The following is a 26,839-nucleotide window of genomic DNA, read 5'->3' as shown; positions in this document are numbered from 1 at the left end:
ATTATTTACTCCTTAAGAGGGTATATTTTTAGATACTTTGTTTTTGTAGTATCTACTGTCTTAACTGGCATTGGATAGTTCTCTGAATTTGGTGTTGGATACACAGGCATTCCCTTTTTATCTTTTATAGCCTGTTCTTTTCGATAAGTCTTAGTTAAGTCTTGGAGTTGTAATTCAAGTACTTCTTCTGGATTTGTAATATTTGCAGGTAATTGCTTTTTCTCAAACCAAGCAAACACAGGATTTGTATCTGTTGCATCCTTCTTTTTTGTATCCTTAATTACTTCTTGAGCATTCCCTATAATGCACATTAAAAGTATAAAGCTTGGTAGTATCGTTTTCATAGTCATAAATATATAAAGTCATTATCTACAATAGTGTTAAAGGAATGTTTTTTAACACTTTGAGGTATTATTATTTAATAAAAGAACCTAAGTTACCTATATCAAATCAAAAAGGCTATCTACAGCTGGGTAGCGTTCTACATTAAATCCTTCGGCATGCTCTGTTCCAATAAGTCTTCCTAAATCTTGTGCTCTATAATTGATACTTTCTTTAAAAGTCAAACTAGAAATAGGTGTACTTCCTTCCCCAGAATTTGGATCATAGAATTGTGTTTTATATGCAAATACTGCTTCACATTTTTTATCGATAAATCCAGAGACATCAACAACAACATCTGGTCGTATCTGCATCCATTGTTCGTAATGATAGACCGTTTTAGGGCGCCACTTTTCTTGAGCAATACCGTCTCTTTGAGTTTCAATTTTTCCAAGTCCACTCAAGAAACAAGCATCACTAGCGAGTTTACTTCCTTTACCATGATCAATATGACGATCGTCTATTGCATTACAAAGTACCATCTCTGGTTGGTATGCACGTATGACTTCTATAATTTTTAATTGGCTTTCTTTATCGTTTTGAAAAAAACCATCGGCAAGACCTATATTTTCACGTACACTTACTCCTAAAATTGCAGCCGCATTTGTTGCTTCTTCTTTACGTGTATGTATGGTTCCTCTTGTTCCTAATTCTCCCCTAGTCAAATCAAGAATTCCTACTTTTTTACCTCTTGCTATTTCTTTGGCGATGGTAGCACCACATCCTAATTCTACATCATCAGGATGTGCGCCTATGGCTAGTATATCTAATTTCATTCTACTATTTTATTCGTTGCGTACTGTGTCGTATTTATAACTCTTTTATAACACAGGTTCTTCTACTCGAGCCATAACTATGAGCAAGGCTTGTTTTATATCTTCTATTAGGTCTTCCTTATCTTCTATTCCTACAGAAAAACGAATCAGTCCTTCTGCTATTCCTTGATTTGCTCTTTCTTCTTCTCCTAGTAAAAAATGAGAGGTCTGCGCAGGAGAAAGCATCGTACTCTCAACACCAGCTAGACTCATAGAAGGTTTTATTAATTGCAAAGATTTTTGGAAAAGTTCTGGATCAAGTCCTTCGGCTAGTTCAAAAGAAAGCATTCCTCCATAACCTCGCATTTGCGCAGTTGCAAGTTCGTGATCTGGGTGTGATTTTAATCCAGGATAGTATACATGATCAATAGCTTCATTTTTATCCAGCCATTTTGCAAGTTTCTTTGCATTTTTATTTTGTGCTTTTACACGGATCGCCATCGTCTTCATACTACGCTCAAGCATCCAGACGGTCATATCACTTAAGCTGCCTCCAAGGTTTTTGCCAAGGTTCCAGATACGCTCAATATGTTCTTGGCTTGCCGCTACTGCGCCTGCACAAATATCACTATGACCTCCCATATACTTGGTAGCACTATGAATCATAATATCAATACCAAACTTCAAAGGGTTTTGATTAATAGGTGATGCAAATGTGTTATCTATCATCGTTACAATGCCATGCTCTTTTGCTAGATCTCCTACCATTTGCATATCGGTGATGGTCATTAGAGGATTAGAAGGTGTTTCTATATAGAGTACTTTTGTTTTTGGTGTAATCGCTTTCGCGAAAGCGGACGCATCAAGACCATCGGTAAATGTATAATCAATCCCGTACTTCTTAAACTCTTCTACCACGAGGTTATATGTTCCTCCGTACAATGTTTGTTGCAGTACTATGTGATCTCCTTGTTGTAAAAAAGCAAGCAAGGTTGTACTTACTGCAGCCATCCCACTTCCAAAAATCATTGCCGTTTCTGTGCCTTCAAGCGCTGCAATCTTTTTACAGAGTGCTTCTTGATTTGGGGTATTAAAATATCTTGGATATCGTTTTACATCTACATCCATAAAGGCATATGATGAAGATAAATAAATAGGAGAAACAGCTCCTTGAAACTGTTCATCTTTCACCTCTCCTACGTGAGTACAAATTGTATTTATTCCTTTTTTATGATTATTCATACCTAGCTTTTTTTTATCATCTAAAAATACAAAAAAACAAGATCGAATCTGCTCTATTTATAGCATTGAAAATGAGATATTTTCTTACATACTTTTAGAAAGAATATTATTAAGAGAAATGATGTAGATTCCTTTTGTTTGTTTAGAACGAGGATGTGGCTAATTACGCTTTCGCGAAAGCGTATACATCCCCATTACAAGCAATTTTCACTTTTCTATAATCTGATCAGGCCTTTCTTAAGGCAGTTCTTATTTAAGTTTTCGTTTAAAAAACCAGGAAATATTTAGACTCAGTTTAGCATAGGCTGCGGCTATTCGCAATTCTCGTTTATAGGGTGCAATTCCTGCTTCAACACGATATGGATTTTTAGCTTTCCAAAGAATCACATCTGGATTTGAAATCTCATAAAGACTTAAAGCTACTTCAATTTTTGCTGGTTGCGCAAATCCAACATTATAACCAGGATATGTCCATAATGTTTGTACATGCAAATTATAGGTCGCATCTGGATTATTCTCAACAACGTTAATTTTTCGTTTTTTGGGAAGTTTATGGTTAATATATTTTATAAATGCAGGCTCAAAAACAGAATCCCTATCAGCAAACCAAGATCCTCGAAATCGTTCTCCTTCACCAGTACCAGGTTTATGCTCTTCTCTAAGTCTAACCTTAGCCTCTATAAACTCTTCTTCACTATTAAAACCATGAACCATCATATTTTCATAACTAAAGGTTACCGAAAGTTCTTTCTCTCCTATCAGTTTTGAAATATCACCCTCTAGTGTTTTAACACCTTGAGCGTTCATTGTACTTGACGAAATTAAAACTGCAACTAAAACTATTAATATTCTTATCATATCTATATATACCTGTGAATCAAGAGTTGCAAGTTAGTAAAATATATTAGTATGCTTCCCTATATCTATAAGCAACACGATTATAGATACAAACTATTAATTAACAAAAACTAATCGCGCAAAAAAAATGTAAGAGTCATTTACAAATTCTCTATATCACTAGTATTGTACGAATTTTCAACCCTTCATTTATAGTAAGCATAAATTAGGTATTGATTGCATGCAATTGTTGAAAAATTAGTACGTTGTTTCTTAATATAAACAATAAAGTACCTACCTTTAATATTTCATGAAACTCATCACAAACATCCATCAACTACTTGTTACAGGAGAGTTTAATACCCCTGTGAGTGGACAAGCAATGTCACAAATGCCATTTATAAGTGACGCATACCTTCTTATTAAAGACGATCGCATTCACGATTATGGAGCTATGAAAGATGTTCCTACAATCGAAGGGGCAGAAATACTAGATGCTACTGGAAGAATTGTATTACCTATGTGGTGTGATTCACATACGCATCTTGTATATGCAACAGGTCGTGAAGATGAGTTTGTAGATCGTATTAATGGACTTTCTTATGAAGAAATTGCAAATCGTGGAGGTGGGATTCTAAACTCTGTAGCTCGATTACGTGCTATGGATGAAGATGTTTTATATGAAGATGCTCTTAAAAGATTACAACAACTCATACAGTTAGGAACTGGCGCTATAGAAATTAAGAGTGGTTATGGTCTTTCTGTTGCCGCAGAAAAAAAGATGCTTAACGTCATTGCTAGGCTTAAAAAACAAGCAGCTATTCCTATAAAAGCAACCTTACTTGGTGCACACGCTATTCCAAAAGAATATAAAGACAATCGTGAAGGATACATCCAACTCATTATCGAGGAGATGATCCCCACATTTGCAAAGGAAGGGTTATGTGACTTTATAGATATATTTTGTGAATCAGGATATTTTACCGTTGCAGAAATGGAAGCTATCCTAGATGCAGGAAAAAAATATGGATTACAACCTAAAGTACATGTAAATCAGTTTAACGCTATTGGAGGTATTGCAGCTGCTGTAAAGTATGATGCATTATCTGTAGATCACTTAGAAGAACTTACAGAAGAAGATATCAAAGCACTCACTGGAAGCAATACTATTTCTGTTGCTTTACCTGGTTGTTCTTTCTTCTTAGGCATACCATATACACCAGCTCGGCAAATTATAGATGCAGGATTGCCACTTGCCATCGCAACAGATTACAACCCTGGGTCTTCTCCTAGTGGAAATATGAACTTTGTTGTAGCACAGGCTTGTATACAATTAAGAATGACCCCAGAAGAAGCCATTATAGCAGCCACCATTAATGGTGCTTTTGCTATGGATGTAGCTTCTGATACGGGAAGTATAACCAAAGGAAAAAAAGCTAATCTTATGATAACGACACCCCAAAAGTCATACAACGCCATTCCATATAGGTTTGGACAACATCAAATTGAACAACTCATTGTAAACGGCTTACCGATATGAGTTTGCCTAATTTTAATTTAACAAAAGGAGGGCCCGTTTCAGATCAATTTTTGAAAAAGGATATTATGACCTTTCACGATGCTATACGCTTTATTCATAATTTACCGTACGGTCGTAATAAAACTCCTGAGATTATAGAAAGTATTATAAATGAAGGTGTTGGAACTTGCGCTACAAAAAGTTCTTGTTTAAAAACACTAGCCGAAGAAAATGAGATTCACAGTATCAGTCTTAATCTCTGTGTGTATTCTATGAATGAAAAAAATACTCCTGGTGTAGGTATAGTACTAGATAAATATAAACTACCTTATATCCTAGAAGACCACACCTTTTTAAGCTATGCAAATGAGCGATTTGACTATGCATTTCCTAACAGTTCAAAAAAACTTTGGGAACCCGATATTCTTATAGAAATCACCATAGATACTGATCAAATATTAGATTACAAGATATCTTTTCTTAAATCCATACATAAAGATTGGATTCAGCGAGATAATATTCCCTATACTTCTGATGAGTTATGGGATATTAGAGAGCAATGTATCCAAGCATTAACCAAAAATTTGAATTAATGATCCAACTTCATATCCAGTCACAAGAATCATTACAAGAGCTTATCTCAAAACGAGATGGGGAAACAAAGATTGGAGAACGATTACAGTATTGCTATAGTCTTGAAGATATAGAAAAAAGTGATGCACGATATGTCATTTTTGGAATTGCAGAAGATTTTGGTGTTCGTGCAAATTATGGAAAACGAGGCACTGCAAAAGCATGGAATGCATTCTTACAGGTATTTGTAAATATCCAAGAGAACAAATATAACAAAGGGAATGATGTTTTATTATTAGGGCATATTTCTGTCACTCCAGATGGTATTACTTATACAACTCCAAAAAAAGTATTAGGAGATGTAGTGCACCGTATAGATAAAAAGGTAGCATTCATTGTAAAAACCATTGTATCTGCTGGCAAAATTCCAATTATTATAGGGGGCGGTCATAACAATGCGTATGGAAATATTACGGGTACTTCACAAGCGATAAACAAACCTATAAATGCAATCAATATAGATGCACATACAGACCTAAGACATATAGAGTATCGTCATAGCGGCAATGGATTTTCATACGCCTTATCTCTTGATAATCCAGAAGCAACTACACTAGATAAATATGTTGTTTTTGGCTTACATAAAAATTACACGCCTCAATATATTTTTGACCTCTTTCATCTTCATAAAGATCGATTACAACACCGTCTCTTAGAAGATCTATGGCTTGAACCTTCACTTAATACTCAATTTGAAAATTCGTTACAATTTGTATCACAACAACCTTTTGGTTTAGAATTAGATTGTGATGCTATTGCAAATTTTCCTAGCAGTGCAAAATCACCTAGTGGTTTTGAAATAAACAGTATACGACAGTTTATAGCCATAGCTGCTAGTCACAAAAATTGTTTGTATTTTCATATCTGCGAAGCAGCTCCTACTCGGAAAAAAAGCGGACAAGTAGGAAAAGCTATTAGCTATTTTGTAACCGACTTTATGCGAACACATCATGCAAATCGTTAACTACCATCCTTCATATGCCCCTACATTTAAAGCCCTTAATATAGAATGGTTAGAAACTTTCTTTTATGTAGAACCTTATGACAATGAAGTTTTAAGTAATCCTTCAACATATATTATTTCTAAAGGTGGTCATATTTTCTTTGCTATTCTAAACGAGAAGATTGTAGGCACTGTTGCCTTAATGCCCATGCAAGAACCTAATGTTTTTGAACTCACTAAAATGGCTGTCGATACTACGATACGAGGAAAAGGTATTGGTCAACAATTGATGGCGCATTGTATCGCTTTCGCGAAAGCGGAAAAAGTACCAAAGCTTATTTTATACTCAAATACTATCCTTGAAAACGCGATCTATATTTATAAAAAATGGGGTTTTGTAGAAATTCCATTAGAAAAAGATGTTCATTACGACAGAGCTAATATAAAAATGGAATTAGTAATCAAAAAATAGCACATTATGAAATATATCCTTACCCTAGTTCTGGCTTGTGTATTCTTATCAAGTTGTAAAGAAAAACAAGTCGAAACGGCAACCGTAGTTACTGAAGAAGTAACACCTGCCGAAACTAAAAAACAAGCCGATTTTAAAGTAACTCCTATAAGTCATGCAACCATGATCTTAGAATGGGATGGATCAATAATCTATATAGATCCCGTAGGAGGCGCTGAGGTTTTTGCTTCCTATCCTCTACCTGATTTAATACTCGTAACAGACATACACGGAGATCACCTTAATGTAAAAACAATCGAAGGTCTAGATACATCTAAAGCAAAAATTATAGTACCACAAGCCGTGGCAGATAAAATGCCTGAAGATTTTGTACCTCAACTAGATGTCTTAGGAAATGGAGATAGTAAAGAACGTTTTGGTTTTTCTGTAGAAGCTATTCCTATGTACAACCTTCGAGAGGAAGCCTTAAAATTTCACACCAAAGGACGTGGTAATGGCTATGTGATAGAAAAAGATGGAACACGTGTCTATATTTCTGGAGATACAGAAGATATACCAGAAATGAGAGCACTTAAAGATATAGATGCTGCCTTTATCTGTATGAATTTACCTTATACCATGACAGAAACTAGTGCTGCCGATGCTGTACTCGAATTTAAACCTGTAAAAGTATATCCGTATCATTATCGCGGTACTGAAGGTCTAAGTGATGTTGCAAATTTTAAAGCAATTGTAAACAAAGAGGACGCTTCTATAGAAGTGGTGCAATTGGATTGGTACGAGAAGAAATAGTTACTCTTCGTTTTTTAAATACTTTTAATTAAATCATATCAAAACGTCTTACATAAGAAAAAGAACTGAGAAGGCTAAAACGTTACATTATAAAACCTCTCCTACTAGGTATCGATCGGTTTTTGCTTTCGCGAAAGCGTACATTAAAGTAATAAAGAGATGTGACCAACAACAAGTCTATCATTTGTTTCTATCTCATACCAATAATCATTAGGAAGTAATAACTTCCCTTGATATGTACCATCCCACTTAAAGGTAAGACCATTGCCACTTGCTAATAATTTGCCAAAACGATCAAATACTCGGATAAAACTTGAAGAAAAGAAAGAAGCATCGGGCAGTCTAAAAAAGTCATTGATGCCATCATTATTAGGAGAGAAAAAAGTAGGGATATTAAAATGATAAAACTCGGTTAGAACAAAGGGACAACCATTTCTATTTCTAGCAAATATCGTTTTTAAACCACCAGGTTGGTTTCTAAAAACTGGTGTGCTACTATAAAATACACCATCTAGAGAATACTCAAAATCACCATCGGTTTCTACTTCTATCACAATGCTCTCTCCTTGAGAAAAGACATTTGCTATCACAGGTGGATCAAACCCTTCTACTTGAAATGTTTTGGTTGCATTACAACCTCCGTCATTAGTTACAGTCACTGTATATACTCCTCCTGTTTCTATCTCTATAGAAGGTGTAGTCTCTCCTGTAGACCATAGGTATTGAACATTAGATAGTCCAGCAGATAGAACTTTAATTTCTTGGCCATTACAAATTCCTAAAGTTTGGATAGGATTGTTAAAAACTGGAGCTGTAAGTTGACTTAGTGTTACTGGAGTTCTAGAAGTACTTCCACAATCAGTACCTATAACAAAAGATTGTGCATAAAATGTTCCCATTGTTTCTGGTGTATAGCTAGTCCCCGTTGCTAGCACTTCTGCACTAGTCTGACTGGCGAACCATCGTACTTCAGAACCTTGAGTCGTAGTGACCGTAATTGCAGGAATATCTTCATTATCACAAAACATACTATCCCCATTACTTATAGGTGCTTCTGGACCTTCAATAAAATCGATGAGGTATGGGTCAGAAAAAAAGGAACAAAATACATTATCCAAATTATCTATATCTGTTGCCGTATTTACTCTATAAAAGGTTTGTGTTGTAATACCCGGAGTGATATAGGTTAGAGATGTTGCCCCAGGAATTGTATTCCAATTTGCACCATCAAGGCTTACTTGCCATTGTAAAAAAACATCAGGTGTTGCTGTCACCGTAAGTGTCGTACTTAAAGATGATTGATTATTACAAAGTATTAAATCGTCTTCACCAGAAATTTCAGAGCTTATGGTAGTAATATCTCCACAAGCTCTAAAGACAATATCATCTATAGCAAGGTCGTTACCACAGCCTCCATCTCCATTATTAATCATTTTTAGAATAACTTCCGTCTGACTAACTCCTGTTTCAAACACAAGACCATACTGAGTCCAAATAGGCGTTGATGTTCCATCTATATTACCTGTATCTCCAGACCCAAGAAGTATTGTATCTGTACTATCCCATATCTGAAAACGTACATTTACAGGAATTCCTGTATTGGCACAGACTCCTGAGGCACTATTATATAAATTGAGAAGAAAAGCAGAAAACTCATAGGAGGTATTCTCACAAAGTCCAGTTATTGTTCTATTATAAAACTGGTCTGCCGTAAAACTAGCATTCACTATAAATGCTCGTCCATCTACATCACCTAATGTATTATCTAAACCTGAATGGAAAGCTCCTAGTTGTTGTAGCTGTGATGATATGGTATAAAAACCATCTTGAGGAGCATTATTTACATATGTATATGTGGTAACAGCTGGGTCTAATGCAGGTCCATTGGTAGTTCCTGATCCAAAATCTTCTGTAAAAATAGGATCTCCAAGATCCCCTTCACAAAAACTCAACTGACTATACATTGTTCCAAAATGAATGATGGAACACAAAAAAATAAAGGCTTTTTTTGTTACTTTAAACATTACTTTCAAATATACTACAATACTAGATCAACTTTAAAATATAGTATAGTCTTATCTAAAACAAAAAAATTCCGCAAGGACTGTGACATCACATCGCGGAATCTTTCCTTCAAAAGTGTTTCTTCCTACACAAATAAATGATATTTACTTAAGCGTAAATGTGGTTTGAGCAATAAGTGCTGGACCATCATATACGTTTACTGTATACACACCTGCTTCAAAGTTATCACCTATCGGTGCTATATTCTCACAAACGTCTAATGCTGTATTTTCATAGTAAAACTTTGAAACTTTACTATAGGTAATTGTTTCTTCATCAAAAGTGACAGACTTGTTAGCTCCTAAAATATTTTTTGAAGGGTCAACTACTTGTACGTATAACTCTCTATCTCCAGCTTCTGCAAGTCTATTCTGTGGTACTGTAAAACAAGCTCTTACTTTATCTACACGACGAGCTCGTGCATTTTCAACTAATTTCCCGGAAGAACGCTCTATTACTCCAACTGCTTTTAATTTGTTTGCAGCAATAGCAGATCCGAGTTCTACGCGTTCTACGAGTTTATTATTCTCTAAGAATAATGAATCACCTACACCTCGTTGTACTTCTAATTCATAACTAGTGCTATCTACACGCATTGCTAGTAATTTATTACTTCCTCTTAAAGAATCATTTTGCGCAAATAGGAAATCACGTTCTTTACGCAATTTAAATACCTCAGTTCTGTATTTCCCTAGGCTTGTAATGGTTGCTTCTTTCTCATTAATATTATCTATAAGTCCTTGAATCTTGTTGCGAGCATCATTAAGCTCTGTATCTTTCAAGTTATTTTCTTCGATAACAACATCGTATTTATCAACCATTTCTTTAAGATCTGCAAGAACGACTGTTTTCTCTTTAGTAAGCTCTGCTTTTGTGTTCTTCTCTTGGTTATATAACTTAATAGCAAATGCTCCTGCTACTACTAATAATACAGCGAGAATACCTGTTATTATTTTTATTCCGTTATTATTCTTCTCGTTTTCCATGGTTTTAAAAATTTATATTTAATGGTTATACGTATAACGACCCTATTTGGATTATGGTGTTTATTATTTTGCGAAAGTATGCACATTTAAAATACAATTAACATTCTTTCATAAAGTTTAGCCAAAAATGACTATTTCATAAACTTTTTAAACCAAGCCAACGTATGATTTACTTTTGCAATAAGATTACTTGGTCTTGCAGCAATCCCATGAGATGCTTCAGGGATCTCTACAAGTACCGTTTCTTTCTTTCTAATTTTCAGAGCGTGGTATAACTGTTTAGACTCACTTGGAGGAGTACGTAAATCATTCATACCTACCATTACCATGGTTGGTGTTTCTATATTTCCAACCAATGATAAGGGAGAGAATTTCCAATATCCTTCAAAATTTTCCCAAGGTTGTCCTGGATAACGAGAGTTTGCATATCCATAATAGTTATCTGCCACCAATGTTTTTGAAATCCAGTTCATTACTGGTTTTGCAACTACAGCTGCTTCAAAACGATGATTTTTTCCGATGATCCAGGCAGTCATAATACCTCCAGCACTTCCGCCTGTTACATAGAGTTGATCTTCAGAAGTAACTCCTTTTGCGATACACGCATCTACCCCATCCATCACATCGTTATAATCTTCTCCCGGATAGTTATTATATAATAGGTTTCCAAATTCTTCTCCATAACTAGTACTGCCTCTGGGATTAGGATAGAAAACAACATAGCCTGCTGCTGCATACAATTGTATTTCTGCAGAAAAACGATCTCCGTAATTAAGAATAGGTCCTCCGTGATTTTCTACTAATAAAGGATATGTTTTTCCTTTTTCGTAATTAGGAGGATATACAATCCATCCTTGTATAGAGCGACCATCAAAAGAAGAGGTGTACCATAACTCTTCTACTTTTCCTAATGTTCTATATCCTAAAAGGTCTTCATTTAATTGTGTTCGGATTTTAGGTTGTTTTTCTTTTTTATACAAAACACCAAGATCTGCTGGACGGTCAGGTCGTGAGTAGGTAAAGGCAATTGTTCCATCTGTTGAGACACTATAGCTTCCGCTTGCATAGGGACGTCCTAATGTAGTTCCGCCTAGATCATCTGCCAGCTTTGTCACTTTTCCAGATAGACTTACTTGTGCTATTTTAGAGTTTCCTTTATCGTCATACGTGCAATACAACGTCTTTCCATCTGCACTCCATTGTATATTAGAAATACTACGATCTAACTTTGTGTTAATCTCTTTTTTCTGAGTTCCATCTTGATTCATAACATACAATCGTGTGACTTGATAGGTTTGTACTTTATCATCAAAACCTAGGTATGCTATTTTTTTTCCATCTGGAGATACAATAGGACTACGATCAGGACCATTACGATTTGTAAGTGTTGTTATAACACCCGTTTGGGTATGTACCTTATATATCTCGCTATTGCGAAAATCATATTCCCAATCTTCTGTGAGATTTCCAGAAAAGTAAATATGCTGTCCATCGGTTGACCAACTCAAAGAACCACCATGATTAAAAGCACCAGAAGTAATCTTACGAGCAGTTCCTCCTTCTGATGGAATTACATATATATGACGAAATCCAGGTTTTAAATATCCTTGCCCGTCGGCTTCGTGTTTAAAGCGATCTGTAATTCTAGGAGTTGCGGCCCACTTTGCTCCTTTTGGTTTTTTAGGCATTTTTGCTATTACAGGTGGTGCGATATATTCCATCGCACTAAAAGAAAGCCATTTCCCATCTGGAGACCAACTCAGTCCTGAAGGGCTATTTTCTAGTTGGCTCAATCTAGCGATAGCTCCCGTTTCAATCCAATATAAAAAAAGTTCGTTCCCTTCACTTGTACTAGCAACATATGCAATTTTCTTACCATCTGGGGACCATCTAGCCTGAGACTCATTGCCATCCATTTGTGTGAGTTTATGATGTTGTGTCCCATCTGTATTAAGTATCCATAGGTTTCCTCTGCTTCGGTCTTTCATAATATCAAACCCAGTACGTCTATAGATTACTTGACTTCCATCCGGTGATATTTGAGGATCACCTGCATATTCTAATTCAAAAACGTCTAATGCCTCAAAAGGCTTTTCTTGCTGTGCTATGAGAGAACAGCTAAAAAAAATGACCATGAAAGTTCCTATTATATATCTCATATCTTAATATAATTGTTATTTATTATAGATGCTCTAAAATAAGTAAATCTTACTAGGTACTCTCTTATTTAAACAGCATAAAATTTTATTAGACATATTACTTATATCTTAAATGATTTCTCCATATCGCTAAGATCTTGTTATAATTTACAATGAAAAAGCATTTTTCTTGTAATCATCTATTTACAAAATAGAACTTTACACTTTAAAATTGCCAATAAAAAAGTCAAACATCGGCACTTTTTGATCCCTTGTCGAATATATTAAAATCCGATACTTAAAGTATATGCATACCGTTATAAATAGTATACTTTTATAGTGTAACTATGATTATATAGTCATCCAACTTAATATTTAAATCCAACTTAATATGTATGATGATGATGAAGAGGATAGCCATGATTATGATGTAGATTCTTGGAGAAAATTACCAGTTTTCATCCAAGCTGAGGTTATTTTAAAGCTTGTAGAACATATTGTAGACTGCATACCTAAAGAAGATAGTAATGCTTCTTCTGCGTATGAGTACGCTCTGTTTGATCATCACACAAGTAGTATGATGGAGAATGCACTTATTATTCCTGCAAAAATTGCTGGGATTCATGGAGTAGAGCTTTATGATATAAAAATGGAGAATGCAACTAGCATTCGTAAGGCGGCACGTGCTATTATTACAGATTTACGAGGACTTCAAATAGCAGGTTTTAAAGAAATAGAATACCTAGATTTACTACGCAACGAGATTGAAGTTTTAAGACCATTATTTGCCGAATGGATAAAAACCTTTAATCCGTATAACTATATTATAGATCGGTGGGGACTATTCAATCCACCTGGTGTAAATTATGATGATAAAAGTCCTAGTGATGATTTACCCTATGACACGAATCGCTTCTTTGAAGATTTTGATAACGACGAAGATTAATACTTACCTTTATATAAATTAAGAATACGCTTTCGCGAAAGCGTAATACCCCTTATCACATTTTCTTTGTAAACTTAAGTATTGGATTATAACTCACTACATGTGATAATACGATTTGTGTTTTAGATTCTCCATAACTTATAATTTGGTCAATAAATTTCTCAAGATGTTGCTGGTTATGTAAAACCACTTCCATTACTATATTTTCATTCCCAGTAATACGATAACAGTTTACAACCTCATCCCACGTTTTTACTTTCTCTAAAAAAGGTTTTAGTTTTCCCATGAAAGCACGTAATGTAATGATCGCTTTAAATTGATATCCCATTTCAAGAGGGGATATAATCGCTTTAAACCCATTAATAACCCCCATATCTTCCATTTTACGAATACGTTCAGAAACAGCAGGAGATGAGATACCTACTTGCCTTCCTATTTCTGCATTAGATTGTCTTGCATTCTCCTGTAAACATTTTAATATGCGTTGATTAAGCTCGTCTACCATCGTTTTTAAAGTATAATTTCAAAATTACGTTATTTTTAAATAAAAATCGCATTTTTACTTTAACTTCAAAAGTTACCTTACACTATCATGATTGTAAATTTGTTTTATAATATCATGTCAAAAACACATAATTTCATAACGCCCAATACGCAATCTGTAAAGGATATATCGCTCTATAACAAAGCACTAGACATTTATGCATTGTCTAGAAATATCACTTCTCATTTAACACAAAATAAGACATTGGATACTTTGTATGTTTCAAAAGATGAATCTGAAAATACACTGGAAGAAATTGTGATTAGTGCCGTGACATTACCATCAAAAATAGCGATTGCTCAAACGACAAAAAATTTACGCCTTCGTTTAGATTCTTCAAAAAGTATCATACACCATATTGATAAAATAAGAGAGAATTGTAAAAAGCTCAGAAAAACGTCTAAGCGTAATAAAAAACACATGAGTCTTTTATCTTCTGAAATACTAGCATTTAATAAAATGTTCCAGCAATGGAATATTGCCATTACACAGCAAAATTAATTTCATATTTCAATTCATTTTTAAATTTGATGATCTATATAGAAATAATTATAGACCATTTAGGCATGTTTTCACGTATATTAATAAAAGCAATAAATTACTAAATACCAGCAAATTACCATTAATATTAAATTAATATTAAAAAAAAAGAAGTTTTACTGTAAGTTCTGAAAAGAAAAATAGACAATTATTTACTATGAAGAAACAATTTTCAGAATTTACTACTAATGCCATTTTTTATTATGGCGATGAAGAAATCTTAGCTCCATATATAGAATCTAAGCCTTTAACTCTATTTACATTTATTTGGGCTCAAAAAAACCCTGTTTCTTTACGACTAGATCAAGTAGACTTTATACTTCAGCCTGGTCAAATTATTGCTCTTACCCCATTACATCATTTACAGTATATAGAAGGAAGTGCTGTGGTTTATCAATTTAATAGAGAGTTTTATTGTATAAAAGATCATGATAAAGAAGTAGGGTGTGTAGGAATTCTTTTTTATGGAAATTCAGAAATGCCTATTATAAATCTTGATGGAGATCAGAAATATAAACTTGAAATGTTACATGAGGTTTTTCTAGAAGAACTAGAAACTAAAGATAGCATACAAGCTGAAATGTTACGTTTATTAATGGCTCGTTTTATTATCAAAATAACGCGTTTAATGAAAACGCAAGGGCATTATGGGCAAGTGCATGATGAAAAACTAGAAATAATACGCATGTTTACTTTTCTAGTAGAGTGGCATTTTAGAAAAGAACATTCTGTTTCTTTTTATGCATCTCAATTAAATAAATCTCCAAAGACAATTTCTAATTATTTTTCAAAATTTGACAAAACACCATTGCAAATTATACATGATAGAATTGTTCTTGAAGCAAAACGTTTACTTACCTACACGGACAAGTCTGCAAAAGAAATTGCTTTTGAAGTAGGCTTTCATGATGCTTCACATTTAAGCAGATTATTTAAAAAACAAACAGGAGAATCTCCTTCAGCTTTTAAAAACAAAACAAAGCAACTTGCTGCAACAGCTTAACTAATAATTTACCATCGTTGTCTTCTTGTATTTATTTGTACTTTAACTAGTATAAAATATACAGAAATCATGTCAAATACTGGATTGATTATAGAAGAACGAAGTCGTGATATAGGAGATTTCCTAGTAGGACGTTTATTGCCTTTTCGTAAAAAGAGAATGGTAGGTCCTTTTGTTTTTATAGATCATATGACTCCAACAGTTCTCGGCCCTGAGACATATATGGATGTAGGTCAACATCCTCATATAGGGCTTGCTACACTCACCTATTTACTTGAAGGAAAAATAACTCATAAAGATAGTATGGGGAGTGATCACATTATTTTACCTGGTTCTGTAAATTGGATGGTCGCTGGTAAAGGGTGTACTCATACAGAACGCACGCCACAAGAGGCTAGAAATAAAAAAGAAATTTTTACCATGCACGGATATCAAATTTGGGTTGCATTACCCAAAGAATTAGAAGATATCACTCCTGAGTTTCATCATATAAAAGCAGAAGATTTACCTAGATGGACAGATAAAGGAGCACATTATACACTTGTTGCTGGTACTGCATTTTCCAGAACATCTCCAGTCCCAGTACATTCTGACTTATTTATGATAGATATTACTACCAAGCATGATCACACCTTTACAGCTCAAGGTAATTTAAAAGGAGAGATCGGAATTTGTATTGTAAGCGGAAGCATTACGGCTTGTGATCAAACAATAATGGCAGGTCATATGCTTGTAAGTAAAACAGAAGACATCTGTACAATTCATATTACTGCAAATAGTCAGGTCTTAATATTTGGAGGACAACCCTTTCCTGAAGAACGTTTTATACATTGGAATTTTGTGAGTCATTCTAAAGAAAAAATTGAAATTGCAAAAGAAAAATGGAAAGTAGGTGACTTTCCTAAAGTTGCAAATGACAATTCATATGTTCCATTACCTGATACTACCTTTTTTAACAAATAACGTATATTGCGTAGATAATCATCCCTTGTATCATTACAAACAAACGCTTTTGAAAAATTATATCATACTTATAGCATTGCTTATTTCCGGGCTTCAAAGTTATGGGCAACAAGCACTTAATTCACAACAACAAGATAGTTTAAACATTTGGCAACTTGCCAAATATGATGGAGGTTCTGCCTTAGGCGGTTTACTTCACGCATATAGTCGTCCTGCACATTGGAATGGAGATGACTGGGCTACATTTGGATTTGTTGTAGGAGGAACAGCACTATTATACTTTGTAGATGATGAAACAAGTGAATTCTTTAGACGTCAAGAAGAAGGATCTCCTACAGTACTAAAAGAATTTGGAGAGCGTTTTGGAAGTCCACAAATAACCTATGGTCTTACAGGTTCTATTTATCTTTATGGATTATTTACAAAGAATGAACGTGTACGGGAAACCGGTGTTTTACTAATCTCATCTGCTACAGCTGTGGGTCTTATCCAAACACTTGCAAAAACAACAATAGGTAGATCAAGACCACAAAATAACCAAGGTAAATTTTCTTTTAAACCCTTTAGTGGTGAAGCTGGTTTTAGATCTTTTCCATCTGGACATACCATATTATCATTTACAACCGCATATGCTATTTCAAAGCAATTTGATAATCCTTGGATAAAAGCAGGGATATATACAGTAGGTATGATCTCTCCTATTTCAAGAATTGTTAATGGTGCTCACTGGCTAACCGATGTTGCATTAAGTATGGCAATAAGTATCGCTACTGTAGATGCTATAGATAATTATTTAAACAAAAAAAAGCTATACCCTAACGACAAATACAAAAAAGGAATTACTTGGAATATTAAAGTTGGTGTAGGAAGTATGGGTATTACAGGCACCTTCTAAAACAATACGTATGCCTTTTGAATTCTTTATAGAATGGTTGTATCCACTTCCTTTAAAACATAAAAAAATGTTTGGTGTAGATGCATACTATATATATGATCGCATTGTATTTGCATTATGTCAACACAAAAAATACGAACCAGATCATGGTATTTGGATAGCTACAAAACAAGAGCATCATCAAGAATTATCTTCTATATTTACTAGTATACGCCCCATCAAATCATTAGGTATAAAAACATGGCTTGTCCTCCCTGAAGATCATGATGCTTTTGAAGAAGATGTAGCGACATTAGTCTCTCTTCTAAAATCTCAAAGTAAACTCATAGGGAACTTACCTAAAAAAAGAAAACCCTAAAAATAACTTTCTAGGGTTTCCAGCATCAAATTGGGGGAAGACATATTAAGAGCAATATGTAACGTAGGCCCTCCATTTTATATTTAACTTAACCATTTACAAAAAGGACCTACTAACTGATATACTTATTATACGTCAGTAATTACTGTTTTAGATTTCTTAGATCATATTTTTTTTAAACACTACTATTTTTTATCACTATCCATTAATAGCATATTCTTCTCCCAAGGTAATATTGACAATTAGTAAGGAATATACGACAACTCAATACTGTAAGATGTCCCTTTTTCGCAAGACCAAGCTGTCAAATAAAAAATAAATGACTACAAAACATATATCAGCACTAAATCTTATAGAGATTTTCAGAAAAGGAAAAACACAGGTTATAAACACAATAATCCCAAAAACATATTGCTCTCAAAAACATATACACGATTATTACTGTGATAAAGAAATATCTATTACAGTTATAAAATAAGAGAATTGACATGTAATAGGGAAGAAATGAAATTCCGTTCTTTTAATTATTCTCACATCTTTGTACTATCAAAATCGACATAAAAAAATAAAATAAAAATATGAGCACATTTAATGTACCAACAAGAGATCAAGTAAACGAAACAAATCAAGGAATATTTGATAATTTAAAAGGAGCTTTAGGTTTTGTACCTAACATATATGCAACCTATGCACTTTCTAATAATGCACTTTCAAATTACCTAACATTTGCAAATGCTCCAACATCACTTAAAACAAAAGAAAAAGAAGTTGTAAATCTAGCTGTAAGTGAGGTAAATGCTTGTAAATATTGCCTTTCTGCACATACAGCGATAGGAAAAATGAATGGATTTAGCGATGAGCAAATTTTAGGATTAAGAGCTGGAAATGCTCCATTTGATTCAAAATTAGATGCATTAGCAAAATTAGCAAAAAACATCACCGAAAATAGAGGTCGTGCAGAAGATGCTATCGTAGAGAATTTCCTAAACGAAGGATGGTCAAATGAAAACCTAATAGATACCATTGTATTAGTAGGAGAAAAAACAATCTCAAACTATGTACATAACACAACACAAGTCCCTATTGATTTTCCAGTAGCGCAAGCACTAGAAACAACAGTAGCTTAATAAAAATAATAATCAAGTAAATAAATAAAACAATTAAATTAAAGAAATGAAAAAAGTAATAGCATTATTCGTATTAGTATTCGCAGTATCATTTGCAGCACAAGCGCAAGATAAAATGACAAAAAAAATCACGCTAGAGCAAACTAAAGGAGAGTTTACTCAAAAGCAAGTTACTGTTTCTGCTGGAACATACGTTTTTGAAATAGACAATAATAGTGTAGGTCATAAAGTAGGTTTTGTATTAGTAAAGAAAGGACAAGATGTATCTAATCCTGAAAACCACATCAAAACTGCATATGTAACTGAAACTGTAGAAAATAATACAACAGGGCATTCTAATCCTACAAAATTAGAAAAAGGAGAGTATGTATACTTCTGTCCTCTTAACCCAACATCAACAGATAACACACTTATAGTACAGTAATATCACACACTGTTTATTTGAAGTGAAAAAGACCACCGTTAATGGTGGTCTTTTTGCATTTACAACTTAAATATCCCTTACTTTTTCAGTATTTTTGATATAAACAAAATTGTATGAAAACCATCTTCTTATCGGCTATTGCCATTGTATTATTTATAAGTTGTAAAAATGACACAACACAAGAAAAAGCTGCTTCTCAGAAAGAGCAAGCAGTAGAAAAAGAAATAAAAAAAGAACGTACAGAAGCAGAGCACATTGCTTATAAAAACGGGTTTGAAAACTGGAAAGACGTATCTCAAATAGATTTTACATTTAATGTTGATCGCGACGGAAAAAATGTAGCAAAACGTTCTTGGTCTTGGAAACCTAAAACTGGAGATGTTACTATGACAGACAAAGACCTAATTGTTTCTTACAATAGAGCAACTATAGATAGCTCGTCTCTAGGATCAGATCAAGGATTTATTAATGATAAGTTTTGGTTACTAGCTCCGTACCAACTGGTTTGGGATGAAGGAACAAAAATTACAGTGCAAGATACTGCGACATCGCCATTCTCTGGAAATGTCACAAAAAAACTAACAATCCTGTATGGGGATGAAGGAGGATACACTCCTGGAGATGCCTATGATTTTTATTATAATGAAGATTATATTGTAGATGCATGGGTTTTTAGAAAAGGAAACAGTTCAAAACCATATATGATGACTTCTTTTTCTGATTATCAGAAATTTGAAGGTTTAAACATTGCTACTTCACACTCTGACAAAGACGGAAACTTAAAATTATACTTTACAGATATAAAAGTGACGAAATAACACTATAAAGGATATTATATACAAGAGAGGCTATTTACAAATGTAAATAGCCTCTCTTTTTTCAAAATCTTTTATTACTGCTTTACAGCGATGACTTCAATTTCAATTTTTGCACCAGCAGCAAGTGCTTCGGCAGCAAATGTTGTACGTGCAGGTTTTTGAGGTAGGTATGTTTTATAAATTGCATTAAAAGCAGCAAAATCTCCTATATCATCCAGAACAACAAGCGACTTCACCACATCACTCATATCCATCCCATGTTGAGCTAGCACTGCCTTTATATTCTCTAATGTTTGTGTAGTCTCTGCTTCTACTCCTCCCTCTACAAGCGTTCTCGTAGTTTGATCCATTCCTATCTGTCCAGATAAGAAATACATATTTCCTACTTGCACTGCATCAGAAAAAGGAGCGTTTGCTTTCTTGGGTTCATGAGATGCATGATACGTAACTTCTGTTTTTATAGCATCACTTTGATCATTTGTTCCAACAGAGGTTGTTACTTTTGTTTCACAAGAAGAAAGCAATATTGAGAAGAATAATATAGATAAAAGGGTCGTTTTCATAGATACATTGTTTTATAAGAGATAAATGTAACAGATAATTATCGCTTTTTTAAGGGATTGTTTATTTTTATGCTTTCGCGAAAGCGTATGCTATCTCAACCCCAATAGATCACATACTCTTCACAACCAACATATTATGGATACTACACAAGAATTTTTTGACTTTATCAATGCAGGAAACACCTTTAAAGGAGACTTTATTACGATGGGAGCAGCCATGCTGGAAGGAGAAACCATTACAAATGCACACGTAAAAGTCCCTTTAAAAACCTTAAATCGTCATGGTTTAATAGCAGGAGCTACAGGTACAGGAAAAACAAAAACACTTCAAGTACTTGCCGAAAATCTTTCTGAAAAAGGAATTCCTGTTCTTATGATGGATATGAAAGGAGATCTTTCTGGTATTGCAAAAGCAAGTCCTGGACATCCTAAAATTGATGAACGTCATAAAAAAATTGGAATCCCATTTGATGCTAAAGATTTTCCTGTAGAAATTCTTACACTGTCAGAACAAAATGGTGTACGTCTACGAGCAACAGTAAGTGAGTTTGGACCTGTGTTATTCTCTCGTATTATAGATGCTACGGTAGCACAATCTGGAATCATCTCTATTTTATTTAAATATAGTGATGACAATAAACTTCCATTATTAGATCTGAAAGATTTTAAAAAGATTTTACAATACGCGACCAATGAAGGTAAAAAAGATATTGAAGAAAATTATGGACGTATCTCTCCTGCTTCATCTGGATCTATCTTACGCAAAATTGTTGAGTTAGAACAACAAGGAGCCGATATCTTTTTTGGCGAAAAATCATTTGAGACAGATGATCTTACACGTATTACAGATGAAGGACGCGGTATTATTAATATTGTACGCCTTACCGATATACAAGATCGTCCTGGCTTGTTCTCTACATTTATGTTAAGCCTGCTAGCTGAGATTTACGCTACATTTCCAGAGCAAGGAGATAGCGATAGTCCAGAGCTTGTTATTTTTATAGACGAAGCACATTTAATCTTTAAAGAAGCTTCAAAAGCACTACACAATCAAATAGAAAGTATTGTAAAACTTATTCGTTCAAAAGGTGTCGGAATCTACTTTGTAACACAAAACCCTACAGATATTCCAGAAGGCGTTTTAAGTCAGTTAGGATTAAAAATACAACATGCACTTCGTGCTTTTACAGCAAAGGATCGTAAAGCAATAAAGCTTACTGCAGAGAATTATCCAGATTCTCCATATTATGATACAAAAACAGTACTTACATCTTTAGGAATAGGAGAAGCATTAATCTCTGCTCTAGATGAAAAAGGACGTCCTACACCACTTGCTGCAACTATGTTAAGAGCACCTATGTCCCGTATGGATATACTTACTCCACAAGAACTAGATACTATTAATAAAAATTCAAAACTAGTTAAAAAATATAGCGAGGTAATTGATAGAGATAGTGCCTATGAATTATTAAATAAAAAAATAGAAAAGGCTAATGAAGATGAAGCAAAGGCAAAAGCAAAAGAAGAACGTGCAAAATCTTCTCGCGCTAGCTCTAGATCTCGTAGTAAGAAATCTTCAAGATCTACACAAAGTGCTACTTCAAAAGCGATCATTAAAGTACTTACAAGTGCAACGGTGATACGTGGTGTCTTTGGTATATTAGGAAAAATGCTTAAATAATTAAATAACAAAACTCATTCATGAATCGTACTTATAGTGTATTATTATTACTTATCCTTTGTCTTGTTTCTTGTAAAAAAGACACTACTTTTTTAATCTCTAACGACGCTATAGGCGCTATTACAAAAACGACCAAAGCTAGCGAACTAGAAACGCTTCTTGGAAGTGCTACAGATAGTCTTGTAAAAAAAGAAAATAGTTTTCTTCTATATGAAAAAGGGGGCAAAAAATTAATGAAGCTATCTACAAAAGAAGAAGACAAAGAAATCATTGATCATATCCAATTTTTTGATGATCGATATACTACTGACAAAGGAATTTCTTTAAAAAGCACTTATAAGGATATAGAAGCTGCATATACTATAGAAAAAATAGCAAATATGATCGATTTTATTATTGTATCTGTAAAAGAAAGTGAAGCATATTTTATTATTGATAAAAAACATTTATCATCAGAAGTACGCTTTAGTACAAGCAGTAAATTAGAGCCTACTCAAATTCCAGGAGAAGCGCCTATAAAACATTATATGTTTGCTTGGCCATTATGATCCTTAGTTAATCTTATACACATGAAAAAATCATATCACATACAAGATGCTCCATTTGTTGTCCCAACAGATGATGGGAAACGTATAGAAGAACATTGGGGACGTGCTACAGACGGTAATACGGATATTAGCATAGCGCATATGATAGCACCACCAGGGTGGAGCGAGCCCTTCCAAACACCCGAATTTGATGAATACACCTATATCATAAAAGGAAAAAAACAATTTATTATTGATGGAGAAACGGTTATTTTAAAAGCTGGACAGTCTATTAAAATTAATAAGAATACCAGAATACAGTATAGCAATCCTTTTGACCAAGATTGTGAATATATTGCTGTTTGTACTCCTGCATTTTCACCAGACACCGTTCACAGAGAAGAAGCATAACCTTGAAAAAACTACTCATTAAAATACTCCCAAAAATCATTGGTTCCCAAATCAATGTGATGTCATTGTGGTCAAAAAAAGCGGCAGCTCGTAAAGCTTTTCTCATATTCTGTACACCAAGAGGCGGCCGGATAAAAGAAGATCAAAAAACATTCTTGGATGCGGCAAAAGATACTCGACTTGTAATAAATGATAAAGTAACCGTACAGACCTATCGATGGGAAGGAACGGGGCCTACTGTATTATTAATACATGGGTGGGAAAGCAATGCACACAGATGGTGGAGACTCATAGAAGTATTACAAAAACATCAATATAATATTATTACGTTTGATGCCCCAGCTCATGGAAACTCTACAGGAAAAATCTTAAATGTTCCTCTTTATACAGAAAGTCTTGAGATTGTATCTCAACATTACAAACCAAGTTTTCATATAGGACATTCTGTAGGTGCATTAACAACTATATTTCATTTCTATAAACACCAACCAGATTATATTAAAAAACTGGTAAGCTTAGGTGCTCCATCAGAGTTATCAGAAATCATGAAGGATTACCAAGCCATTCTAAGTATGAAAAACGTTGTAATGAAAGGCTTAGATCAACTCGTACAACAACGTTTTGGATTCTCTATTGATGAATTTTCTGGATATAGTTTTGCAAAATCAATTAATGTCCCTGGTCTTATTATTCATGATGTCTATGACAAAATAACGCCTGTAGAAGCTTCTAGAGGCATTCATAAAAATTGGAAAGACAGTATTTATATTGAAACCTCAGGACTTGGACATTCCTTATATCAAGATGAGGTACGTAATCATATTATTGAATTTATAAAACAGTAATCCTTATGAGCAATCTAAGACCATTCCACTTAGCTATTCCTGTAGATAATGTAGCAAAAGCTAGAACATTCTATCGAGATATCTTACAACTAGAAGAAGGCAGAAGCAGTGATCATTGGGTAGATTTTAATTTTTTCGGACACCAACTGGTGATTCATTATAAAGAAAAAAATGTAACCGAAGAAGATCATCATAACGAAGTTGATGGTAAGGCAGTGCCTGTACCACATTTTGGTGTTGTCTTGGGGTGGGATGATTTTCACGCTTTCGCGAAAGCGATAACACCTCACATCACATTTATCATTGAACCCTACATTAGATTTGAAGGATTAGTGGGTGAACAAGCAACCATGTTTTTTTATGATCCTTGCGGAAATGCGTTAGAATTTAAAGCTTTTAAAGATGATAATCAGTTATTTGCTAAAGATTAATTGCATAAAGTTCTTTCTTTTTTTATAATATAAAAGGGCCGCCAAAAATTTGACGACCCTTTTCCCAACCAATCATAAACAAGAGTTTATTACAAACTCTATCTTTTTATAAATCGTTTTACACTTCTCGTATTCGAATCAGTATCTACTACTTCTAATAAGTACATACCATTACTCAAATCTGAAACTTGCAATCTATTTTCTTGTGATGTATAACGCTCACTCTTTACAATCTGTCCAGTAACAGAGTACACATTTACAGAATATCCATTGTTTACTCCTGTTAAAGAGATATTGATAAAGTCTGTCGTTGGATTAGGATATACTGATAACTCAACATTTATTTGAGCAGCATCATCTACCGCTAATACATCTGTACGTATTACTTCTACAAAATCTTCAGAAATATCAGAACAATCTTCATCTCTTAACACTTGTAATGGTTGTCCAATAAAATCAGGAATACTAGCTCCTAGTCCTCTATAAGACCATCCCCATATCTGACATGTTCCTAATCCAGCTGCTTCAAGATCAATCTCATTTGAGTCAACTATATTTAAGATCGTACTGTCATCACTACTATCTGTAATTACATAACGATATGTTAAGTTTGGAGAATCATTCTCGTGTTGTACTACTACTGGGTTTCCAATACCATCTCCTACTAGGATTGTTACAGAATTATCTCCAGTAACTATTGTTGTTCCTTCTCCAATAGCATCTGTAGCATCTATATCGATACTTACAGTACCTCCATCGGCAGCTTCTCTGATTACTCTAACAAAATTGTCTGAGATATCTGAACAATCTAAATCATCTAATGAAGATAATGGCTCACCTATTTGATCTAATCCGTTTCCTGGTACATTTCTGTAAGACCATCCCCAGATTTGACATGTTCCAGGAGCAACTCCGTTAAGATCAATACTGTTTGTATTTACTACATTAAGAATAAGACCTGTAGCCTCATCTGTAATTACATAACGGTATGATAAGTTTGGAGAATCATTCTCGTGTACTACTACAATAGGATCTGGACGCTCATCAAGACAGATAACTACTTCTGTATCTCCATTGAAACTTGTAGTTCCATTTGGATTTCCTGTCGCTTCTAAATCTATCGCTACAGTACCTCCATCGGCAGCTTCTCTAATTACGGTAACAGCATTATCTGAAATATCTGAACAATCTAAATCATCTAATGATGAAAGTGGCTCACCTATTTGATCTAATCCATTTCCTGGTACATTTCTGTAAGACCATCCCCAGATTTGACATGTTCCTGCAGCTACTCCGTTAAGATCAATACTGTTTGTATTTACTACATTAAGGATAAGACCTGTAGCAGCATCAGTAATTACATAACGGTATGATAAGTTTGGAGAATCATTCTCGTGTACTACTACGATAGGATCCATTTGTGTATCAAGACAGATAACAGCTTCTGTATCTCCGTTGAAACTTGTCGTTCCATTAGGGTTTCCTGTCGCTTCTAAATCGATACTTACTGTACCTCCATCGGCAGCTTCTCTGATTACTCTAACAAAATTGTCTGAGATATCTGAACAATCTAAATCATCTAGTGATGAAAGTGGCTCACCTACTTGATCTAATCCATTACCTGGTACATTTCTGTAAGACCATCCCCAGATTTGACATGTTCCTGCAGCTACTCCGTTAAGATCAATACTGTTTGTATTTACTACGTTTAAGATTAAACCTGTAGCCTCATCTGTAATTACATAACGGTATGATAAGTTTGGAGAATCATTCTCGTGTACTACTACGATAGGATCCATTTGTGTATCAAGACAGATAACAGCTTCTGTATCTCCATTGAAACTTGTCGTTCCATTAGGGTTTCCTGTCGCTTCTAAATCGATACTTACTGTACCTCCATCGGCAGCTTCTCTGATTACTCTAACAAAGTTGTCTGAGATATCTGAACAATCTAAATCATCTAGTGATGAAAGTGGCTCACCTACTTGATCTAATCCATTT

At 34.3% G+C, this 26,839-nt stretch carries 29 protein-coding genes; 19 read left to right on the top strand and 10 right to left on the bottom strand.

The window, feature by feature from the left end:
- Positions 1-5 precede the first annotated feature (5 nt).
- The 4 genes from ABJD27_RS02305 to ABJD27_RS02290 all read right to left on the bottom strand — a co-directional run bounded on the left by ABJD27_RS02305 (position 6) and on the right by ABJD27_RS02290 (position 3,236).
- Positions 6-344, bottom strand: coding sequence for a hypothetical protein (locus tag ABJD27_RS02305; protein ID WP_348171660.1), 339 nt, complete (start codon positions 342-344; stop codon positions 6-8).
- A gap of 96 nt (positions 345-440) precedes the next feature.
- Positions 441-1,157 (bottom strand): bacillithiol biosynthesis deacetylase BshB1, encoded by a 717-nt coding sequence (bshB1, locus tag ABJD27_RS02300; protein ID WP_348171663.1) that lies wholly within the window; start codon positions 1,155-1,157, stop codon positions 441-443.
- Positions 1,158-1,202: 45 nt separating this feature from the next.
- The gene (locus ABJD27_RS02295; RefSeq protein ID WP_348171666.1) at positions 1,203-2,378 is read right to left on the bottom strand and encodes a PLP-dependent aspartate aminotransferase family protein; all 1,176 of its coding nucleotides are present in this window, start codon (positions 2,376-2,378) and stop codon (positions 1,203-1,205) included.
- A gap of 249 nt (positions 2,379-2,627) precedes the next feature.
- On the bottom strand, positions 2,628-3,236 hold the full coding sequence (locus ABJD27_RS02290; protein ID WP_348171669.1) for a hypothetical protein: 609 nt from the start codon (positions 3,234-3,236) through the stop codon (positions 2,628-2,630).
- Positions 3,237-3,525: 289 nt separating this feature from the next.
- Between ABJD27_RS02290 and hutI the strand changes: the two genes are divergently transcribed.
- Genes hutI through ABJD27_RS02265 form a run of 5 tightly spaced genes read left to right on the top strand, consistent with a single transcriptional unit; the run spans position 3,526 to position 7,574 of the window.
- Positions 3,526-4,755, top strand: a complete 1,230-nt coding sequence (hutI, locus tag ABJD27_RS02285; protein WP_348171672.1) for an imidazolonepropionase — start codon at positions 3,526-3,528, stop codon at positions 4,753-4,755.
- Positions 4,752-5,327 carry a hypothetical protein gene (locus ABJD27_RS02280; protein ID WP_348201995.1) on the top strand — a complete coding sequence of 192 codons (576 nt, stop codon included), beginning with the start codon at positions 4,752-4,754 and terminating at the stop codon, positions 5,325-5,327. Before hutI ends, ABJD27_RS02280 begins: the two co-directional genes overlap by 4 nt.
- Positions 5,327-6,331 carry a formimidoylglutamase gene (locus ABJD27_RS02275; RefSeq protein ID WP_348171678.1) on the top strand — a complete coding sequence of 335 codons (1,005 nt, stop codon included), beginning with the start codon at positions 5,327-5,329 and terminating at the stop codon, positions 6,329-6,331. The genes ABJD27_RS02280 and ABJD27_RS02275 overlap by 1 nt, the downstream gene beginning before the upstream one ends.
- A complete protein-coding gene (locus ABJD27_RS02270) occupies positions 6,318-6,782 on the top strand; it encodes a GNAT family N-acetyltransferase (RefSeq protein ID WP_348171681.1) in 465 nt (154 codons plus the stop codon). Before ABJD27_RS02275 ends, ABJD27_RS02270 begins: the two co-directional genes overlap by 14 nt.
- A gap of 6 nt (positions 6,783-6,788) precedes the next feature.
- Positions 6,789-7,574 carry an MBL fold metallo-hydrolase gene (locus ABJD27_RS02265; protein WP_348171684.1) on the top strand — a complete coding sequence of 262 codons (786 nt, stop codon included), beginning with the start codon at positions 6,789-6,791 and terminating at the stop codon, positions 7,572-7,574.
- Positions 7,575-7,717: 143 nt separating this feature from the next.
- Here ABJD27_RS02265 and ABJD27_RS02260 read toward each other — a convergent pair whose 3' ends face one another.
- From ABJD27_RS02260 to ABJD27_RS02250, 3 genes are all read right to left on the bottom strand, one after another.
- Positions 7,718-9,565, bottom strand: a complete 1,848-nt coding sequence (locus ABJD27_RS02260; protein WP_348171687.1) for a T9SS type B sorting domain-containing protein — start codon at positions 9,563-9,565, stop codon at positions 7,718-7,720.
- A gap of 177 nt (positions 9,566-9,742) precedes the next feature.
- Positions 9,743-10,624 (bottom strand): hypothetical protein, encoded by an 882-nt coding sequence (locus ABJD27_RS02255; protein ID WP_348171690.1) that lies wholly within the window; start codon positions 10,622-10,624, stop codon positions 9,743-9,745.
- Positions 10,625-10,755: 131 nt separating this feature from the next.
- Complete coding sequence (locus tag ABJD27_RS02250) at positions 10,756-12,783, bottom strand: S9 family peptidase (RefSeq protein ID WP_348171693.1); 2,028 nt, start codon at positions 12,781-12,783, stop codon at positions 10,756-10,758.
- Between the two features lie 370 nt (positions 12,784-13,153).
- On the opposite strand from ABJD27_RS02250, the gene ABJD27_RS02245 reads away from it, so the two are divergent.
- Positions 13,154-13,708 (top strand): hypothetical protein, encoded by a 555-nt coding sequence (locus tag ABJD27_RS02245; protein ID WP_348171696.1) that lies wholly within the window; start codon positions 13,154-13,156, stop codon positions 13,706-13,708.
- Positions 13,709-13,763: 55 nt separating this feature from the next.
- Here ABJD27_RS02245 and ABJD27_RS02240 read toward each other — a convergent pair whose 3' ends face one another.
- The gene (locus tag ABJD27_RS02240; RefSeq protein WP_348171699.1) at positions 13,764-14,213 is read right to left on the bottom strand and encodes an Lrp/AsnC family transcriptional regulator; all 450 of its coding nucleotides are present in this window, start codon (positions 14,211-14,213) and stop codon (positions 13,764-13,766) included.
- A gap of 114 nt (positions 14,214-14,327) precedes the next feature.
- Between ABJD27_RS02240 and ABJD27_RS02235 the strand changes: the two genes are divergently transcribed.
- From ABJD27_RS02235 to ABJD27_RS02200, 8 genes are all read left to right on the top strand, one after another.
- Positions 14,328-14,753, top strand: coding sequence for a hypothetical protein (locus ABJD27_RS02235; protein WP_348171702.1), 426 nt, complete (start codon positions 14,328-14,330; stop codon positions 14,751-14,753).
- A gap of 196 nt (positions 14,754-14,949) precedes the next feature.
- Complete coding sequence (locus tag ABJD27_RS02230; protein WP_348171705.1) at positions 14,950-15,795, top strand: helix-turn-helix domain-containing protein; 846 nt, start codon at positions 14,950-14,952, stop codon at positions 15,793-15,795.
- Positions 15,796-15,864: 69 nt separating this feature from the next.
- Positions 15,865-16,758, top strand: coding sequence for a pirin family protein (locus ABJD27_RS02225; protein ID WP_348171708.1), 894 nt, complete (start codon positions 15,865-15,867; stop codon positions 16,756-16,758).
- A gap of 49 nt (positions 16,759-16,807) precedes the next feature.
- Entirely contained in the window at positions 16,808-17,653 is an 846-nt protein-coding gene (locus tag ABJD27_RS02220; protein WP_348171711.1) for a phosphatase PAP2 family protein, read from the top strand.
- 10 nt (positions 17,654-17,663) lie between these two features.
- Positions 17,664-18,011 carry a hypothetical protein gene (locus ABJD27_RS02215; RefSeq protein ID WP_348171714.1) on the top strand — a complete coding sequence of 116 codons (348 nt, stop codon included), beginning with the start codon at positions 17,664-17,666 and terminating at the stop codon, positions 18,009-18,011.
- A 578-nt stretch (positions 18,012-18,589) separates the two neighbouring features.
- Positions 18,590-19,138, top strand: a complete 549-nt coding sequence (locus ABJD27_RS02210) for a carboxymuconolactone decarboxylase family protein (RefSeq protein ID WP_348171717.1) — start codon at positions 18,590-18,592, stop codon at positions 19,136-19,138.
- Positions 19,139-19,184: 46 nt separating this feature from the next.
- Complete coding sequence (locus ABJD27_RS02205) at positions 19,185-19,562, top strand: cupredoxin domain-containing protein (protein ID WP_348171720.1); 378 nt, start codon at positions 19,185-19,187, stop codon at positions 19,560-19,562.
- A gap of 113 nt (positions 19,563-19,675) precedes the next feature.
- The gene (locus ABJD27_RS02200) at positions 19,676-20,380 is read left to right on the top strand and encodes a hypothetical protein (protein WP_348171723.1); all 705 of its coding nucleotides are present in this window, start codon (positions 19,676-19,678) and stop codon (positions 20,378-20,380) included.
- Between the two features lie 74 nt (positions 20,381-20,454).
- Here ABJD27_RS02200 and ABJD27_RS02195 read toward each other — a convergent pair whose 3' ends face one another.
- Entirely contained in the window at positions 20,455-20,943 is a 489-nt protein-coding gene (locus ABJD27_RS02195; RefSeq protein WP_348171726.1) for a Rid family detoxifying hydrolase, read from the bottom strand.
- A gap of 136 nt (positions 20,944-21,079) precedes the next feature.
- Here ABJD27_RS02195 and ABJD27_RS02190 point away from each other — a divergent pair, with 136 nt between their 5' ends.
- From ABJD27_RS02190 to ABJD27_RS02170, 5 genes are read left to right on the top strand one after another with little or no spacing between them, the layout of a single operon-like run.
- On the top strand, positions 21,080-22,624 hold the full coding sequence (locus ABJD27_RS02190; RefSeq protein ID WP_348171729.1) for a helicase HerA-like domain-containing protein: 1,545 nt from the start codon (positions 21,080-21,082) through the stop codon (positions 22,622-22,624).
- Between the two features lie 20 nt (positions 22,625-22,644).
- Complete coding sequence (locus ABJD27_RS02185) at positions 22,645-23,172, top strand: hypothetical protein (RefSeq protein WP_348171732.1); 528 nt, start codon at positions 22,645-22,647, stop codon at positions 23,170-23,172.
- A 21-nt stretch (positions 23,173-23,193) separates the two neighbouring features.
- Positions 23,194-23,562: a cupin domain-containing protein gene (locus ABJD27_RS02180; RefSeq protein ID WP_348171735.1), complete on the top strand. Its 369-nt coding sequence runs from the start codon at positions 23,194-23,196 to the stop codon at positions 23,560-23,562.
- A gap of 2 nt (positions 23,563-23,564) precedes the next feature.
- The gene (locus tag ABJD27_RS02175; protein ID WP_348171738.1) at positions 23,565-24,407 is read left to right on the top strand and encodes an alpha/beta hydrolase; all 843 of its coding nucleotides are present in this window, start codon (positions 23,565-23,567) and stop codon (positions 24,405-24,407) included.
- Between the two features lie 5 nt (positions 24,408-24,412).
- Entirely contained in the window at positions 24,413-24,838 is a 426-nt protein-coding gene (locus tag ABJD27_RS02170; RefSeq protein WP_348171741.1) for a VOC family protein, read from the top strand.
- A gap of 98 nt (positions 24,839-24,936) precedes the next feature.
- Here the strand turns inward: ABJD27_RS02170 and ABJD27_RS02165 are convergent.
- Positions 24,937-26,839, bottom strand: a 1,903-nt coding sequence (locus ABJD27_RS02165) for a T9SS type A sorting domain-containing protein (RefSeq protein ID WP_348201994.1), incomplete at its 5' end; no start/stop codon positions are given.

The organism is Dokdonia sp., assembly GCF_039945015.1.
Lineage (GTDB): Bacteria > Bacteroidota > Bacteroidia > Flavobacteriales > Flavobacteriaceae > Dokdonia.
This window is presented reverse-complemented; position numbering and strand designations above follow the sequence as displayed.

Excerpts from the sequence above, each read along its gene's own strand:
- ABJD27_RS02170 (WP_348171741.1), top strand. The coding sequence starts at position 24,413 with ATGAGCAATCTAAGACCATTCCACTTAGCTATTCCTGTAGATAATGTA.
- ABJD27_RS02250 (WP_348171693.1), bottom strand. The coding sequence starts at position 12,783 with ATGAGATATATAATAGGAACTTTCATGGTCATTTTTTTTAGCTGTTCT.
- ABJD27_RS02205 (WP_348171720.1), top strand. The coding sequence starts at position 19,185 with ATGAAAAAAGTAATAGCATTATTCGTATTAGTATTCGCAGTATCATTT.
- ABJD27_RS02200 (WP_348171723.1), top strand. The coding sequence starts at position 19,676 with ATGAAAACCATCTTCTTATCGGCTATTGCCATTGTATTATTTATAAGT.
- hutI (WP_348171672.1), top strand. The coding sequence starts at position 3,526 with ATGAAACTCATCACAAACATCCATCAACTACTTGTTACAGGAGAGTTT.
- ABJD27_RS02305 (WP_348171660.1), bottom strand. The coding sequence starts at position 344 with ATGAAAACGATACTACCAAGCTTTATACTTTTAATGTGCATTATAGGG.
- ABJD27_RS02240 (WP_348171699.1), bottom strand. The coding sequence starts at position 14,213 with ATGGTAGACGAGCTTAATCAACGCATATTAAAATGTTTACAGGAGAAT.
- ABJD27_RS02265 (WP_348171684.1), top strand. The coding sequence starts at position 6,789 with ATGAAATATATCCTTACCCTAGTTCTGGCTTGTGTATTCTTATCAAGT.
- ABJD27_RS02280 (WP_348201995.1), top strand. The coding sequence starts at position 4,752 with ATGAGTTTGCCTAATTTTAATTTAACAAAAGGAGGGCCCGTTTCAGAT.
- ABJD27_RS02290 (WP_348171669.1), bottom strand. The coding sequence starts at position 3,236 with ATGATAAGAATATTAATAGTTTTAGTTGCAGTTTTAATTTCGTCAAGT.
- bshB1 (WP_348171663.1), bottom strand. The coding sequence starts at position 1,157 with ATGAAATTAGATATACTAGCCATAGGCGCACATCCTGATGATGTAGAA.
- ABJD27_RS02180 (WP_348171735.1), top strand. The coding sequence starts at position 23,194 with ATGAAAAAATCATATCACATACAAGATGCTCCATTTGTTGTCCCAACA.
- ABJD27_RS02270 (WP_348171681.1), top strand. The coding sequence starts at position 6,318 with ATGCAAATCGTTAACTACCATCCTTCATATGCCCCTACATTTAAAGCC.
- ABJD27_RS02275 (WP_348171678.1), top strand. The coding sequence starts at position 5,327 with ATGATCCAACTTCATATCCAGTCACAAGAATCATTACAAGAGCTTATC.
- ABJD27_RS02185 (WP_348171732.1), top strand. The coding sequence starts at position 22,645 with ATGAATCGTACTTATAGTGTATTATTATTACTTATCCTTTGTCTTGTT.
- ABJD27_RS02190 (WP_348171729.1), top strand. The coding sequence starts at position 21,080 with ATGGATACTACACAAGAATTTTTTGACTTTATCAATGCAGGAAACACC.
- ABJD27_RS02230 (WP_348171705.1), top strand. The coding sequence starts at position 14,950 with ATGAAGAAACAATTTTCAGAATTTACTACTAATGCCATTTTTTATTAT.
- ABJD27_RS02215 (WP_348171714.1), top strand. The coding sequence starts at position 17,664 with ATGCCTTTTGAATTCTTTATAGAATGGTTGTATCCACTTCCTTTAAAA.
- ABJD27_RS02210 (WP_348171717.1), top strand. The coding sequence starts at position 18,590 with ATGAGCACATTTAATGTACCAACAAGAGATCAAGTAAACGAAACAAAT.
- ABJD27_RS02225 (WP_348171708.1), top strand. The coding sequence starts at position 15,865 with ATGTCAAATACTGGATTGATTATAGAAGAACGAAGTCGTGATATAGGA.
- ABJD27_RS02255 (WP_348171690.1), bottom strand. The coding sequence starts at position 10,624 with ATGGAAAACGAGAAGAATAATAACGGAATAAAAATAATAACAGGTATT.
- ABJD27_RS02235 (WP_348171702.1), top strand. The coding sequence starts at position 14,328 with ATGTCAAAAACACATAATTTCATAACGCCCAATACGCAATCTGTAAAG.
- ABJD27_RS02245 (WP_348171696.1), top strand. The coding sequence starts at position 13,154 with ATGTATGATGATGATGAAGAGGATAGCCATGATTATGATGTAGATTCT.
- ABJD27_RS02195 (WP_348171726.1), bottom strand. The coding sequence starts at position 20,943 with ATGAAAACGACCCTTTTATCTATATTATTCTTCTCAATATTGCTTTCT.
- ABJD27_RS02295 (WP_348171666.1), bottom strand. The coding sequence starts at position 2,378 with ATGAATAATCATAAAAAAGGAATAAATACAATTTGTACTCACGTAGGA.